At 55.7% G+C, this 12,622-nt stretch carries 17 protein-coding genes and 1 pseudogene; all 18 read right to left on the bottom strand.

What is annotated here, in order from left to right; translation table 11 throughout:
- Nucleotides 1–2: 2 nt before the first annotated feature.
- A complete protein-coding gene (locus AC2FJ5_RS15630) occupies nucleotides 3–1,016 on the bottom strand; it encodes an ATPase, T2SS/T4P/T4SS family (protein WP_496793911.1) in 1,014 nt (337 codons plus the stop codon).
- Nucleotides 1,016–1,840 (bottom strand): TraB/TrbI/VirB10 family type IV secretion system protein, encoded by an 825-nt coding sequence (locus AC2FJ5_RS15625; protein ID WP_496793909.1) that lies wholly within the window; start codon nucleotides 1,838–1,840, stop codon nucleotides 1,016–1,018. The genes AC2FJ5_RS15630 and AC2FJ5_RS15625 overlap by 1 nt, the downstream gene beginning before the upstream one ends.
- Nucleotides 1,841–1,877: 37 nt before the next feature.
- Complete coding sequence (locus tag AC2FJ5_RS15620; protein WP_496793908.1) at nucleotides 1,878–2,258, bottom strand: hypothetical protein; 381 nt, start codon at nucleotides 2,256–2,258, stop codon at nucleotides 1,878–1,880.
- 11 nt (nucleotides 2,259–2,269) lie between these two features.
- On the bottom strand, nucleotides 2,270–2,953 hold the full coding sequence (locus AC2FJ5_RS15615; protein WP_496793907.1) for a hypothetical protein: 684 nt from the start codon (nucleotides 2,951–2,953) through the stop codon (nucleotides 2,270–2,272).
- Nucleotides 2,953–3,774 (bottom strand): TrbG/VirB9 family P-type conjugative transfer protein, encoded by an 822-nt coding sequence (locus tag AC2FJ5_RS15610; protein ID WP_496793906.1) that lies wholly within the window; start codon nucleotides 3,772–3,774, stop codon nucleotides 2,953–2,955. The genes AC2FJ5_RS15615 and AC2FJ5_RS15610 overlap by 1 nt, the downstream gene beginning before the upstream one ends.
- The gene (locus tag AC2FJ5_RS15605; RefSeq protein WP_496793904.1) at nucleotides 3,774–4,418 is read right to left on the bottom strand and encodes a VirB8 family type IV secretion system protein; all 645 of its coding nucleotides are present in this window, start codon (nucleotides 4,416–4,418) and stop codon (nucleotides 3,774–3,776) included. The genes AC2FJ5_RS15610 and AC2FJ5_RS15605 overlap by 1 nt, the downstream gene beginning before the upstream one ends.
- A 17-nt stretch (nucleotides 4,419–4,435) precedes the next feature.
- Nucleotides 4,436–5,497, bottom strand: a complete 1,062-nt coding sequence (locus AC2FJ5_RS15600; RefSeq protein ID WP_496793903.1) for a TrbL/VirB6 family protein — start codon at nucleotides 5,495–5,497, stop codon at nucleotides 4,436–4,438.
- Nucleotides 5,494–5,994, bottom strand: coding sequence for a hypothetical protein (locus tag AC2FJ5_RS15595; protein ID WP_496793902.1), 501 nt, complete (start codon nucleotides 5,992–5,994; stop codon nucleotides 5,494–5,496). The genes AC2FJ5_RS15600 and AC2FJ5_RS15595 overlap by 4 nt, the downstream gene beginning before the upstream one ends.
- Complete coding sequence (locus AC2FJ5_RS15590) at nucleotides 5,991–6,737, bottom strand: type IV secretion system protein (protein WP_496793901.1); 747 nt, start codon at nucleotides 6,735–6,737, stop codon at nucleotides 5,991–5,993. The genes AC2FJ5_RS15595 and AC2FJ5_RS15590 overlap by 4 nt, the downstream gene beginning before the upstream one ends.
- Nucleotides 6,737–6,874, bottom strand: coding sequence for a hypothetical protein (locus tag AC2FJ5_RS15585; protein WP_170642037.1), 138 nt, complete (start codon nucleotides 6,872–6,874; stop codon nucleotides 6,737–6,739). Before AC2FJ5_RS15585 ends, AC2FJ5_RS15590 begins: the two co-directional genes overlap by 1 nt.
- Nucleotides 6,871–9,237 carry a VirB4 family type IV secretion/conjugal transfer ATPase gene (locus AC2FJ5_RS15580; protein ID WP_496793899.1) on the bottom strand — a complete coding sequence of 789 codons (2,367 nt, stop codon included), beginning with the start codon at nucleotides 9,235–9,237 and terminating at the stop codon, nucleotides 6,871–6,873. The genes AC2FJ5_RS15585 and AC2FJ5_RS15580 overlap by 4 nt, the downstream gene beginning before the upstream one ends.
- Nucleotides 9,230–9,508, bottom strand: a complete 279-nt coding sequence (locus AC2FJ5_RS15575) for a VirB3 family type IV secretion system protein (protein ID WP_496671821.1) — start codon at nucleotides 9,506–9,508, stop codon at nucleotides 9,230–9,232. Before AC2FJ5_RS15575 ends, AC2FJ5_RS15580 begins: the two co-directional genes overlap by 8 nt.
- Before the next feature lie 3 nt (nucleotides 9,509–9,511).
- On the bottom strand, nucleotides 9,512–9,808 hold the full coding sequence (locus tag AC2FJ5_RS15570) for a hypothetical protein (protein WP_496793898.1): 297 nt from the start codon (nucleotides 9,806–9,808) through the stop codon (nucleotides 9,512–9,514).
- Nucleotides 9,805–10,449, bottom strand: coding sequence for a lytic transglycosylase domain-containing protein (locus AC2FJ5_RS15565; RefSeq protein ID WP_496793896.1), 645 nt, complete (start codon nucleotides 10,447–10,449; stop codon nucleotides 9,805–9,807). The genes AC2FJ5_RS15570 and AC2FJ5_RS15565 overlap by 4 nt, the downstream gene beginning before the upstream one ends.
- Complete coding sequence (locus tag AC2FJ5_RS15560; RefSeq protein WP_496793894.1) at nucleotides 10,446–10,871, bottom strand: TSCPD domain-containing protein; 426 nt, start codon at nucleotides 10,869–10,871, stop codon at nucleotides 10,446–10,448. Before AC2FJ5_RS15560 ends, AC2FJ5_RS15565 begins: the two co-directional genes overlap by 4 nt.
- Nucleotides 10,868–11,491, bottom strand: coding sequence for a hypothetical protein (locus tag AC2FJ5_RS15555; protein ID WP_496793893.1), 624 nt, complete (start codon nucleotides 11,489–11,491; stop codon nucleotides 10,868–10,870). The genes AC2FJ5_RS15560 and AC2FJ5_RS15555 overlap by 4 nt, the downstream gene beginning before the upstream one ends.
- A 476-nt stretch (nucleotides 11,492–11,967) precedes the next feature.
- On the bottom strand, nucleotides 11,968–12,378 hold the full coding sequence (locus AC2FJ5_RS15550) for a thermonuclease family protein (RefSeq protein WP_496793892.1): 411 nt from the start codon (nucleotides 12,376–12,378) through the stop codon (nucleotides 11,968–11,970).
- A gap of 48 nt (nucleotides 12,379–12,426) precedes the next feature.
- Nucleotides 12,427–12,622 (bottom strand): annotated as a pseudogene (locus AC2FJ5_RS15545) (hypothetical protein); the annotation flags it as partial.

Genomic DNA, 12,622 nt, shown 5'->3' with positions numbered 1-12,622 from the left:
CTTCAGTTAAGTTGGTCAGCAGTCATCAGGGGTGGAAAGATCACGCCGTTGACCTTCCGTTCGTCTCCGATTTTTTTCATGTGAACGATCATGTGAATGGTGGCCCTGATATCATCGACCACTTCTGACTTTTGAACGGTCGGAGATCCGCGCCGCACCATTTTGCTCATCCGCCCGATGGCATCGACGGGCGAGTTGGCGTGCATGGTGCAGACAGATCCGTCATGGCCGGTGTTCACCAGTTCCAAGAACATATTCGCGTCGTCACCCCTGATTTCCCCGCAAACGAGCCGGTCAGGCCGGAGGCGTAGCGCCGATTCTAGTAGTTTTGTCGGGGATCGAGGGCCGTTTTCTTCGGAACGATCAGCAAGCAAGCCAACGAAGTTTGGTTGCTCGATGTCCAGCTCTGCCACTTCCTCAATTGTCACGATCCGTTCGCCTGGATCGACGCGCTTCAGCATCGCATTCAGTACGGTGGTTTTTCCGGAAGATGTACCACCAGCAATAATTACGTTCCATTTGCTTTGCATCGCGAGGTCGGCCAGCTCGTCAAAGCTCATCGTGCCCGCTGCGAGAGCCTGCCGTGCATTCTCAAGTGCGCTGTGGTCGTTGTTTTCAGCCAATGCGGCCTTTTGACTGGCAAAGCTGAACGCGCCCAGGTCAACGCTTTTCACGCGGAGCAGGCGGACCGCCACGGACCCGACGCCGGTTGTCGCGGGCGGAATGACAACCTGCACCCGTGCTTTGCCTTCCTTTGTCGGCACATTTGCCGTCACAATTGGCTTTTTTTCTCCGAAAGTAACGTCACTGAACCCAGCCACACACCGCCCGATATTCTCAACATCATCCTTGGTCAGAGTGATGTCTGTTCTGGTCATGTGGGTTGTGCCCATTTCCTCAACCCAGACTGTGCCGTCCGGGTTCACGGAAATCTCGCTCAGGTTTTTGTCATGTAACAGATGCTCGATCTGTTCGGTGTAGTATTCCAGAAGGCCATTGCCGTTTCGCCCGCTCATCAGAAGCTATCGAACACCACGTCACGCTGCAGGATGGCGTTGATACGGCTTCCCTGATCCACGTAGATAGTTGGCGTAATCCGCAAGTAATCTTCCAGTGCCGCTGCTGTGGCATTCTGCAAGTTTGATCCGACCTGTGTTGCCAGATCCGTTTGTACCGAATTGCTGCTGTCGTTGTCGGCTACCAGCGCGACCGGCGCGATCCCGATGATCGAGAGCAACGCGGCAGTCCCAAACCGTTCACCGAAATGCGTATCGACACGTCCAGTTGCGCCAGACCGGCCCTGACCATCTGTCCCGGCTGAGCCAATTTGCGCAGACAAGCCATCTGGCGTGATAACCCGGCTCCAAACGACAGCGATCCTTGTTTGCGCCAGCTTTGTATCAGCGCGGTATTCGCCATAGAGTTTAGATCCGCGCGGCAAAAGCAGCCTTGTCCCGTCCATTGAATAGACGCCACGCGTGATCGTCGCCACAACACTACCCGGCAGCTCCGAGCTTACGGCCCCACCAAACACAGCGGTCAAAACCGTGCCCTGGGTCAGCGTGCGCGACGGATCGTCAATGATCGAGGCCCCCACGATGGGCGGATATTCTTCGACCAGATTGTTTTGCCATGTCGTGTTCGGGTTTTCCTGATAGCCGCGCTGTTCTTCAGGCAGGCGTGTATTTTCCGGCTGGACCTGCACAGGCTGTTGGGCCGGTTGCACGGGCTGGAAAATGATCGGCTGCGACCCACTGTTGATGGGTTGGTAATTCTGTTCCTGAGCCGCTGCACTTGAGGCCAGCGTGACCAGGGCAAGGATGAGTGCTGTTCTGTTCATGGGCTTTATTCCTTTTGATTTTGAGAGGTTGCCCCGTTCAGGCGCGTTGTTTGAACCAGAGGTAGCCGATGCCGAGTGGCGCAATGAAAATGGCCATGGTCCACAGCATGAAATTCACCAAGAATTTGCCCACGAACAGGAACATGGTGCTGGTGACAAGAAAGGTGTCGCCAAGAATGAAGCTGCGAATGCTGTCCCAAACGATTTTCGCAAACGGGAACAAAGCCGTGTTCAGAACAAAGACTGTCAGGGCACCTATGATGGCGATGATGCGTTGGTTCGCATCCAGAGAAAGGTTTGGTTCTCGGGTGAAGGTGACAACCACCGCCATGCACAGAAACAAAACCCCGATGAGGTAAGCCCGGAACAGCCACCGCCTGTCCAGCGGCCCTAGAACTTGTGCGACAAAACTGTTCATCATCAGCTCCTTTAGTTTCTGCCATATGGGTTTTCATCGAACACAATGCCGTCCGACTGGTTTTGGCGCTCGCGCATCCGCTTGAGTTCTTCGAGCCTGCGCCGTTCGTCCTCAGTCAGACCTTGCGTTTGCAGGTGGCTCATACTGGCAAGTGCGCGGGCTTCAGCGTCAGCTACAGCCTGGGCAAGCTGCGTCTGAAACTTCTTTTCCCGCTCATCAAAGCTGACCTGCAGCCGCTCATAATTCAGAGTGACCGTCGCGATTTCACTGTCCTTCTCAGACAGGGCAATCTTGGCGTCGGTCAGTTCGCCTTGCAGGTTGGAGATCCGACCATTGAGCTGGTCGATACTGTTCAGGGCTTGTTTCAACCCTTCGGCATCGACCTGCACTGGCGCTGTTTCGGGTGTCGCCACAGCTATGGCCTCGGGCAATGCGTCTGGTTCTGGCTCGTCCACGTCCGGCCCCCGTGCAGTAAGCAGGCCATAGCGTTCCCCACCGCTTTGTTGCAGAGCATCGACGCGGACACCTGCGCGGCTGTTCTTGGCGTCATCGCCCATCACAAACCACACGAAACCTAAGAACACGGCACCGGCGAGAGCAACGCCAATGAGCTTCTTTGGCTCAAACTTCTTTCGGACACGTTGGGGCGGCTGTTCAGCCGCCGCACGTGCCGCAATTGTGTTTTCGCGGTTCATTACTTGGTGCCCCCCGGTTTGACTGTTTGCGAGGTGATAGGTCTACCAGTCTGGCCGCGTGCGCTTGCCTGTTGGTAATTGTCGCCATCGTTGCGAACACAAATCGAGTCATCCTCGATGCGCAGCGTCCAAAGATCGGAAAGACCCTGCACTTGGATAATGCCGCGCTCTTTCACTGTGGTGTTTACCATCAGCTCCCGACCGTCAGGCAATACACGGAAAATACCCGGTAGTTCCTCGTCCTGCGGGATTTGCATGTACGTATGAACACCATCGTCCCAAACCGCCGTGGGTGCGAAATCTGCTTTGCCCGACCGCGAATAGTTTTGGTTCACGAACCGCCCGGTTGGCTTGGGTTCGCTTCGAGCCACCTTGCCACGGGTCGTCGTGGTTCCACCTTTATTGTTGTTATAGAAGGTGACTCGGAACGGCACCCTTTTGCGTTCAGCGGTAGTTTCAGCAGGAACCAGATAGAAGTTGTACGAGCCGCGATTGGTCAAGACCGTAAGGTTCGAATCCGAGTTGAGGATTTCCGGTTTGAACGCGATCACGCGGCCTTCCTGCAGGCGGGTGATCTGAAAACTTTCAGTGTCGCCCGCGCCGATGCTGCGCACGGTTTCGCCCTGCGGAAAGTGAACATAGGTGATCAGGCGTTCACCCACAGGAATGCGGTACACTTGGTTCTCGACGTAATGGAAATGCGTAATGCGGTGATCCGCGTTCTTTCCGTCTGGTGTCGGTGTGATTTCCGCCAGAACGGAGATCGAGAGAGCCAGGACTGCGGCAGTGGCGGTTGTAAGTGTCTTAATGGTACGCTGCATCAGATGTCTCCCATTGCGTCTACGCGGTAGTTGGTGACAGTGAAGCCAAATGGATTTTCCAGAAGCTCATCCATCGACGTCACGATTTTTTCCTCAAACCCGTAGGTCACTGTGACCACGTACCGAGCGGAGGCGATTGGTTGGTTTGGAATGACCAGCGACTTGCGGATCTCCACCTGGACCGTTTCGTCGTTGACTGGTGACACGCCCAGAATTTCGGTCTGCACCTTTGTCTTAGGCGTATAGATTTCGTCCGGATGGTTGTCGTTCGAACCGTCCCAAAGATCGCGATAAGACGTTTCGGCCAGCTCATCAGAGCGGCGCAAAACTGACTTCAGGCGCTCGTTGTTGTCCTGAACGTCATAGGTTTCACGATCCTGCACGTAGTTTGCGGCTTCGCGGAAAGCCATTGCCTCGGAGGGTTCGAGTTCCTGGACTTTCTCCGTCAGCAGGACCGGCAGTTTGGAATCCGGGTCGATTGAAAAGGGCACCGCGCGGATTTCCTTCAAGGGCAGGATCAATGCCCAGCCAATAATGGACGCGACGCCCATTGCCATACCAACTGCTCCGAACACCTGCCATTTGAAGGCATCGCGCCGAGCGCCCAGAAAAAGTTCTTTCTCGTGATCTGTCACATGTGACATTTGCTCTGTACCTCAGTTTACGAAGATTTCTTGGGGTTTGCGCGAGCGGCTTGAATGCTCTGCCGGTAACGGTCAGCGGCATAGCTCTGGCGCGCGGCGCTATCCTGATTGCGGGATCTGTGTGCAATGTCCCGACGCGCCTGCATTGCTCGGGATGCGCTGTCACGAACCCCGGTGCCGTCGCGTGCTGCGGAGGCGATCGCGGCTGCAGTCTTGCCCCCTGCAACTGTGCTGCGTCCGGCATCAACAGTCGTGCCCATCGCGTTTCTAGCAGCCGCCGCCATCCCGGAGGCCACGGCAAGTCCTGATGAAGCAGATACGATTGCTCCCGATATACCCCCAGCTACTGAAGGTATCTGTGTGAGCATCACTATTGAGATAATGCACACAGCCAGAAAACGACCACTCGCCGTCATGTTGTTCACGTCTTCTACCGTGCTTAGTTCAGCAACAAACAGCGTTTGAATCAGGGATACGATCCCTGTCAGCACAACTATGACCATGACGAGGCCCACAGTCGTTTTCGCCCAGGCGGCAAAGATATTAGCCGTTGCCGAGCTGAGCAGTGTTGCAATGAAGATCGGCGCTAAACCAAGGAGTACCGCCATGCCTCCTTTGGCAATCAAGGCGATCCCTGTACCGAAGGCGACAATGATTGCTCCGACCACCCAGAGAACAGCGCCGGTTATGCTTAGGCCCCACGTGGCATTTTCAATGGCGGTTTGCCCCATCGTGAAGCATTGGTCGGCTATATCATCAAGCGCCTGCCATACGTTCGTGGTCCCGGTCAGGGCTCCGGCAATACTGTCTGGCAGGCTTTGAATGCCATTGTAGACCGGTTGGAAGTACGACCAACTTGATGCCATACCAATGATGATTGTCGCTCGAATGATCCAGCCAATGTAACCACCGAACCCGATTTCTCTGATTTGAAGTACGCCGTTGATCAACATCGCAACGAAGATCAGCGCGGCAATTGCCCAGAGGGCGGATGCAAGATCCGCCGCCAGGCTGTTATAAGCTTGCTGCGAAAAGTTGTTGATCGCAGTTTCAATCGAGCTGACAAAATCTTGGATCACGGCCCACATGCCTCCTGTAACACGGGACCGAGATTGTTCAGCCTAGCCTTTTGCTCCTTCTTTAGGTCCGCATTTTGCGATGAAGGTTGACTCCAGAATTCGGGTTTATCCGCACCAACAACATTCATTGCGGCGGTACGGCTCATGTTTCCGAGCGGGCATTCCGTATCAAACTTTTCACCGGCTTTTCGCAACCGGCATTGTTCTGCCGTATACTCATGTGCAGCGATTATCTGTTCATTGAGGATCGCGACTGACCAATTGTTCACCAGATATTGTTTGTCTGCTGGTTGGCCCGCATCAGCCATACGGGCTTGATCTTCATCGACAAACTGTTTGGCGACGTTGTTGACGCCTGTATTCCCGAAACACACCCGATACTCGCCAAAGGGCCAATCAACATTTGGCGTGGGACGCAGTTTTACCTGAGCCGATGCAGCCCCCAACATAATGGCAGCGGCTGCAATGGTCAGGGCGAAAGTGGTGCGAAGTTTCATTGTGAGGTTCCTCTTACGTAATTGCTCAGCGTCGAAAGATCTGCTGCGGTTGCAGCCAGATCCGTGCCCGACGCCAGAGCATTAGCCGAGGTTGCGCGCAAGATTTCAATTTCAACTTGGAGGAGTTTCAGAAGAACCGCCGTGTTGTAGTCGATTGCATCCTTCAAATCTTGTTGCTGACCGATTTCACCGCGCAGCTTTTCGGCGTCTTCAGAGAGTTTTCCCGCCATGTCGTAGCCCTGTTCACCCAGAGCGGACACCATCAAACCTGCTCCGCCACGCTCAGACAGAATGCGCCGTGCCGGTACGTCTGAAGCGCTGAACTCTTTCAGAATGCCATTGTTCAGCCCCAGGCTGATTGACCGGCGTTCCATCGCCAACCCTGCCACGCCCGGAAGATCACCGATCGTGTCTTCGGTCGCGTTCAAAGCGTATCCGAGCGTGTCCGCCGCGGAAGCCAGTTTCAGAAAGCTACGGCTGTTAAACTCGTCCAGGTCCGTAAGGCCAGAAATGGCCTTGAAGGAGTTTTCCAGCATGGCGCGCTGTTGTTCCAGCTTTTCATACTGTTGCAACAATTGCTCATACTGGCGAACCATTTCAGCAACTTCCCGAGCGGAGTTGGCAGCGTCCTGTGTAATGGCGGTAGCATCCACGACCGGCACACCCTGGGCCAACGCCGCGACGGGCAGGGCGGCCCAAACGGCGACAGCCACAGTGGTGCGGAATTTCTTCAGGGTGTTCATCAGACAAGCTCCATGTTTTCAGGGGGGGTCATGCGCTCAAAGTCGCAGGCGCATTTGCTGCGATAGCCCGAATAGGTGTTGGTGCAGGCGGCAACAGCGGCCAGAACAACGAGGGCGAGGATAAGGCGAGATTTCATGTGATTTCCTTCCAGAAGTTGGGGTTTTGACGCCATTCCGGATCAGGGAACGACTTGCCGTCTGATCCGCTCAGAACACGAAGCAGGGGGCCGAGTGCGCCGACATCGACATCGAGCCAGACACTCTCATCACCCTTTTTCATGAGCATCACGCGGTCGCCAAAATGCGCCCGCAATGCGCCCAGCTCTGCATCGTTCAAACCGATTGCCCGGTAATCCGCTTCATTGCCGGATCGGGACGGGAACAAGAGCTGCGTGCTGGTGTTTTCCAGGATCGACTTACTGGCCGCTGACGACAGGATGTGATCGGGGATCTGCGTCATCATCATCATCATGACGTTCAGCTTCCGATACGTGGTGTAAGCGTTCTTGAGGATTTTCGCGCCGTAAGGATTGCCAGCGATCACCCAGGCTTCATCAATGACAAAGACAGTCGGCACCTTAGAGGCACACCGGCGCTCGATTTGGCGCATGACGTAGCTTATCCACGCCAACCGGACCAACTCGTCATCCAGAACCTCGGAAATGTCGAACACAAGATGCCGGTCGCCAGAGGCAAACGGATCTTTGCCACCTTCGCCAAACATCCACGACAACCGCCCGTCACCTGCCCATTCGCTAGCCCGCTTGAACAGGTTCTTGTTGTCGTCAAAGGCTCTGAACCGATCCACCAGTGAATCGAAGTTCTGAAGCTGTGGGGGCAGGGTGGCGTTGGCTTGGCACGCCTGCGTGATCTCATCTTTCTGTTCGGCGGTCAGCTTTTCGTCATAGCTCATCAAGGCTGTGACCCAATTTGCCAGCCAGCTTTGCCCAGCCTCATCCGTTTCCGTTTGGAAAGGGTTCATGCCGGTGGGTTCGCCAACCCGAACGCGAGTGTATTGCGCCCCAAGTGCCCGCATGGGGGCTTCCATCGCCCGGTCTTTGTCAAACGCGATGATACGCGCGCCCTGCGCAACCGCCATCGTCGCCAGCAGCATTGCAATCACGGTCTTACCTGAGCCGTTTGGGCCGAGAACGATGGTATGGCCGGATGGTAGGTTTTCAGCGTCTGAGCTGGTCTTGGGCAGGTGCAACGAAACATCGTAGCTGTCGCCATGTGTGGTCGGGAACGTCGCCAGTGGTCCAGGCCACGGCAGCTTGTTCTCAGGCAGACCCTTTGGCCGCATGTGAAACGCTACCATGTCAGCAAAGTTCTGGTCTGTGATCAGTTCTTCACGCGCACGGAACGCGAAATTGCCGGGGTGCTGCGCGAAATACACCGCCCGCGCCGACATCGCTTCGCGCTTCACTGTGCCGCCCGAAATCTGAATTTCACCGATGATATGCTGTTCGGCTGTTTTCAGATCTTCCTCAGTCCCGAACACGCAGATCGAAAGGTGGTGCTTTCCCAGAGACATGGTGCCCGAAGCAATGCCATCGGCCAGAATGGACAAGTCTTCTTCCAGCGACTTCGCTTTGTCACCAGCCGAACGCATCTGACCCGATTTGCGGCGTTCCATTTCTTGCGCCTGCGAGCGACTGATCGGCAGGAAGGATTGCGAAATCACAACATCAACCGGCAGGTCCAGTCCGTCGAAAATGCCGGGGAATGACGCCATCGGATAGTTCTTCAGGGAATAGACGCGAATTGACCGCTCCTGGTCATCGCCAGACATGAGCTTGGCAGTCTTGCCCTGAAACAGCACGTCCTCTTGCGGCATGTTGAAGGCAATCGGCTCTGCAATGTTTGTATGAACGATTGGCTGATAGCGCCCGTTCAGCAGCATTCCATAGTAACCCAGCCAACGCCCATCGCTGAGCTTCAGCCGGCTAACTCGGCTTTCGCCCAGCGTGCCCGCCAGTGTGGTGAACACACCGTCGAGCTGTTCCATCATTTCGCGGCGTTCCTCGTCGATCGTTCCTGACGACATGCCGAATATTTGCTTGGCGCGTTCATCCTGACGCTTCTGTAGAATGGCGCTGATGATGATTTTGCGCTCTTTCAACTCTGCATCGAGCGAGGCTGACCGCATGGCTTCTGCCACTGCACCAGCAAAGCCGGTTGTGTCCGTGATGACATGCCCTGTCTCAGCGGGAACGGTCACTCGATGAACGTAGAATGCGACCTCATTAGGAGTGGTCCGCAATACACGTTCGAAACGCTCAGCCAAAAACTCGAACTCGTTTTCGTCCAGAGTGTTTGCGTTGATTCCGGTAATTTCGGCAGCGGCGATCAGTCCGCCGTTGCGCGTGGAAATGACCTCATCGTCCACGACATAGCCATATGGCAACATCTGAAAGAGGTGCATTTCGTCCTTACGCCAGCTCGGCTCAAGCAACGAGCGGGCCAGGGTAAACAGATCCTTTGAAGCAGGCTTAGGCACTATAGAAATCTCCCCCGTGGTGCTGACGGTTTTTGGTGCGTGGTGTCTTGGAGAGCGTCACGGACAGGATGCGGAAGAATGCCGGTTCCCATTCGTAAAAGAGGCGCAGCCCGGTATAGAAAACAAAGCCCGCAATGATTGCTGGCGCTACTCCGAACGAGAAGAACGCAAGCATGGTCATACCCGCGATCACCAGCAGATAGATCACGGGCAGGCCGCCCCATTCTGCGGGGCGGCTCAGGCCGCGAAAGACCGTATTGCGGCGAGCCATCAATCAGGCTCCGATGAAGGTGTCAGCAAGGCCGATAACTGCACCGACAACGATTGCGATCACGGGGCCTTTCAGCGAACCCCAGCCGAACACGTAGGCGAGACAGCCCCAGATGAAGCCGACAGCGGCAAGGCTGACGCCAACGACCTTCGAGTCGGCCAGTGTCTCGTCGATGAAATCGCCAATGGCATCCTGCAGCCAGCCAGCGGAGGCCGGTGCTGCGCTGACGATGGTCATTGTTAGCGCAAAGAATGCCACTTGTTGGATGAAGTGGTGCCGTTTCATGGGGGGTCTTTTCATAGTTCCTTACTCACTTTGCTTAGGATGATCCGCACGTAGTCGCGGGTTTCGGTGAAGGGGGGGATGCCGCCATACTGGACGACGCGATGGGGACCGGCGTTGTAGGCGGCGAGCGCCAGTTTCCAGTCTCCAAACTCACGGTACTGCGCTGCCAAATAGCGAGCGCCACCGTCGAGATTTTCAGCGGGGTTCTTTGGGTTCACGCCCAGGTCTTTTGCCGTTCCCGGCATGAGCTGCGCGAAACCGATGGCACCCTTGGGTGACAGGGCATCAGCCCGATACCGGCTTTCCTGCCAGACGAGTGCCATGAACAACTCGGTCGGAACGTCATGCCGTTCCGCCGCTGCGTGAATTTCTTTGACGATCCGTTCCTGCGACCAACCACCAGAGGCTTTGCGAGGCCGCGGTGCTTTTCCTGCAATCTCGATCTTTGCCGTGCGCTTCGCTTTGGGCGATTGCGGTTGCTCGTCTAGCTCGTATACCCGCATCTGGATTGGTTTCACCACGCCATCAACGATTTCTGCCCGCGCACCGTTCAGGAACACGCTGCCATCGGGTTCGTACTCGATGACCTGGGCGCTTGCGCTGGTCGCCACAACGGCAGTGGAGACGACAAGGAAGGGCCGCATTGCTGCAATCATTTGGATTTCTCCTTTGCTTGCGTTGTCGGGAAAGGGGAGGCGTTCTGGTCGTCGCCGGTCGCGGCCACGTACTCATCGGTCCAGGACGGCGGAATGCTGACAGCATCCACCAGCCAGCCTGCGAGACTGGCGTATTCTTCACCACCCAGGGCCGAAGTCTTGCGAGCGATAGAGCGCGACAGAAACGAGGCAGCAACGCCATGCTGCAGCAACAGCGAAATCAGAACGCACAGATCATGCAGATGATATTCGAGGTCACTGCCGGAGCGAAAACCACCGCTATAGAACACTTCACGGGGTTTGATTGGTGACGCCGGATCATATCCGATGGTGACAAAGGCAGTGTGCCCTTGCGGAGTTTCAACGCGGCGTGTTTCAGCCAGCCGACGATCAGGAAGAACCTTGCGCGCAGGCTTGTTCATGACAAAGCTCCCTGCGCATCAAGTTCCGCTTGTCGGATCTGCATTGCGAAATCCACGTCAAGTCGCAGCTCATCGACCACTTCAAGCGGCATAACGATGTCCAGCCAGATACCCTCACGGATCAGGTGAACGTGATAGGTGGCATTTGGGTAGACGAACCAAAGGGCTTCATGCCGGTTCAGAACGTCGCGCGCGGTGTTGGCGTCGATTGTGCCTGACAGGTCGCAACCGAATTTCTGGGTTGCGTATGAGCTGGCATAGTCCGCTCGGCTGCTGCTTTGGATGAGCGCAGCGGCCTTTTCCGGTGAAGCAAAGCGGAACAGCTCATTCGGACCCAACGCCTTGTTAACGTCTGCGTGCAGCTTCAAGGCTTTGTAGAGCCGATTTGCACGGACATACCCAAGATCATTGAGGACATGGAACATTTCGAGCGCGATCCCGAAAGCCGTGGCGCGGGCATCGCTTTCCAGCCAGTATTCGCGCATTGCGCGCTTGATGGTTGACCGTTCTCCGGCAAGGTGGCGGATTACGGTGAGAATGTCCTTGCGGGCTTGCTCGAAGCTCTGGGCGGCTGGCACCCAGCGCCGATCAATCTTGCTTTCGATAGTGTCGAAGGCCACTGTGATCACCTTTCCGCCTTTCAAAAAATAGGTCAGTAGTTTTTACATAATTACTATTATGGGGCTCGGAGTCAGATCATCTGAGCAGCAGGAAATTCGATGCCGGGACACAGCACTGAGCCCTTCGCGGGCTTCGTAGACAGCCAGCGTCAGCTTGGATCAATCAGCCTGAAGGTATGACCAAAGTGTCGGGGATGTCCTGTTCGCCGCTGTCGCCGGTCAGTGCTGTGCGGCCGAAAGCTCAGACGCGTTGTCTGAGTTCGCACCCATTGACTCTGGCGCGGTGCTGACCAATCTAGGATCGGCATCTAGGACTACTGTTTTTACCATAGTACAGTTCTCTCTTGATGTTTGAGGAATGCCCGGATGGATTTGGGGCGTTTCTTGTCCTGTCGATTGTTGGCGCAATCGACAGGACTGCTTATTTCTCAGTGGTTTCGTTCTGTTGTCATTAAATCGTTGCTTGGTCCTTTCCTTCAGCCGCACCAGGACCGGCGTTTGCCGCCGGAGTATGGGCGCGCGAGACCCTCGGAAATCAGGATGGCCCCGACGTCCTGCCCAGCCACACGCCCAACTGCCAGGAAGCGGTCATGCACGTCCAGATCTGGTTGGATGACCAGCTCTATCTGGTCCGCCGACTGGATGAGCTCTGTCAGCCTTGCTTTCGCTTCCAATCCCAGAGTCTTTTCCGCACGGCACTGCGGCCGGTAGGTCTCCGGCGTATCGAAGCCAACGAGCCGGTATCGATCTTCGCCATGATCGAGAGTGTCACCGTCAACGGCAGTCACTTCGGACGCCCTAAGGGTCTTTGTTTGTTTTGACGGTTCAATCCAAGCAGCAATGAACAAAGACGCGAGTGGAGCACTGAGAAACAAGAGCCGTTTCATGTGCCCTGCCCCAGTATTTTGATGTGCCGAGTTCTCGAACGTGACCGATCAGGTTTTGGATTTCGCGTCCAGGGCCTGAGCTGCTTCGAGACCCTCTGGGGTAATCGACTCGATCGTGTAATCTGATTTGACGCAGAGAATGCGCCCGTCGCCAAATTCCTGGTGATGCTTAGGTTCTGGACCTATTAATTTGGTTGCCGTCATCCCGCCTGCGTGATTCATACCCGTGAGTTTCAGGGGTATA

This window comes from Ruegeria sp. CDSA221 (assembly GCF_059611825.1).
This window is presented reverse-complemented; position numbering and strand designations above follow the sequence as displayed.

Bases quoted from the DNA above. Each gene is read 5' to 3' on its own strand.
- AC2FJ5_RS15605 (WP_496793904.1), bottom strand. From the start codon at position 4,418: ATGTCACATGTGACAGATCACGAGAAAGAACTTTTTCTGGGCGCTCGG.
- AC2FJ5_RS15575 (WP_496671821.1), bottom strand. From the start codon at position 9,508: ATGGCTCGCCGCAATACGGTCTTTCGCGGCCTGAGCCGCCCCGCAGAA.
- AC2FJ5_RS15560 (WP_496793894.1), bottom strand. From the start codon at position 10,871: ATGAACAAGCCTGCGCGCAAGGTTCTTCCTGATCGTCGGCTGGCTGAA.
- AC2FJ5_RS15565 (WP_496793896.1), bottom strand. From the start codon at position 10,449: ATGATTGCAGCAATGCGGCCCTTCCTTGTCGTCTCCACTGCCGTTGTG.
- AC2FJ5_RS15585 (WP_170642037.1), bottom strand. From the start codon at position 6,874: ATGAAATCTCGCCTTATCCTCGCCCTCGTTGTTCTGGCCGCTGTTGCC.
- AC2FJ5_RS15625 (WP_496793909.1), bottom strand. From the start codon at position 1,840: ATGAACAGAACAGCACTCATCCTTGCCCTGGTCACGCTGGCCTCAAGT.
- AC2FJ5_RS15590 (WP_496793901.1), bottom strand. From the start codon at position 6,737: ATGAACACCCTGAAGAAATTCCGCACCACTGTGGCTGTCGCCGTTTGG.
- AC2FJ5_RS15630 (WP_496793911.1), bottom strand. From the start codon at position 1,016: ATGAGCGGGCGAAACGGCAATGGCCTTCTGGAATACTACACCGAACAG.
- AC2FJ5_RS15595 (WP_496793902.1), bottom strand. From the start codon at position 5,994: ATGAAACTTCGCACCACTTTCGCCCTGACCATTGCAGCCGCTGCCATT.
- AC2FJ5_RS15550 (WP_496793892.1), bottom strand. From the start codon at position 12,378: ATGAAACGGCTCTTGTTTCTCAGTGCTCCACTCGCGTCTTTGTTCATT.
- AC2FJ5_RS15620 (WP_496793908.1), bottom strand. From the start codon at position 2,258: ATGAACAGTTTTGTCGCACAAGTTCTAGGGCCGCTGGACAGGCGGTGG.
- AC2FJ5_RS15610 (WP_496793906.1), bottom strand. From the start codon at position 3,774: ATGCAGCGTACCATTAAGACACTTACAACCGCCACTGCCGCAGTCCTG.
- AC2FJ5_RS15570 (WP_496793898.1), bottom strand. From the start codon at position 9,808: ATGAAAAGACCCCCCATGAAACGGCACCACTTCATCCAACAAGTGGCA.
- AC2FJ5_RS15615 (WP_496793907.1), bottom strand. From the start codon at position 2,953: ATGAACCGCGAAAACACAATTGCGGCACGTGCGGCGGCTGAACAGCCG.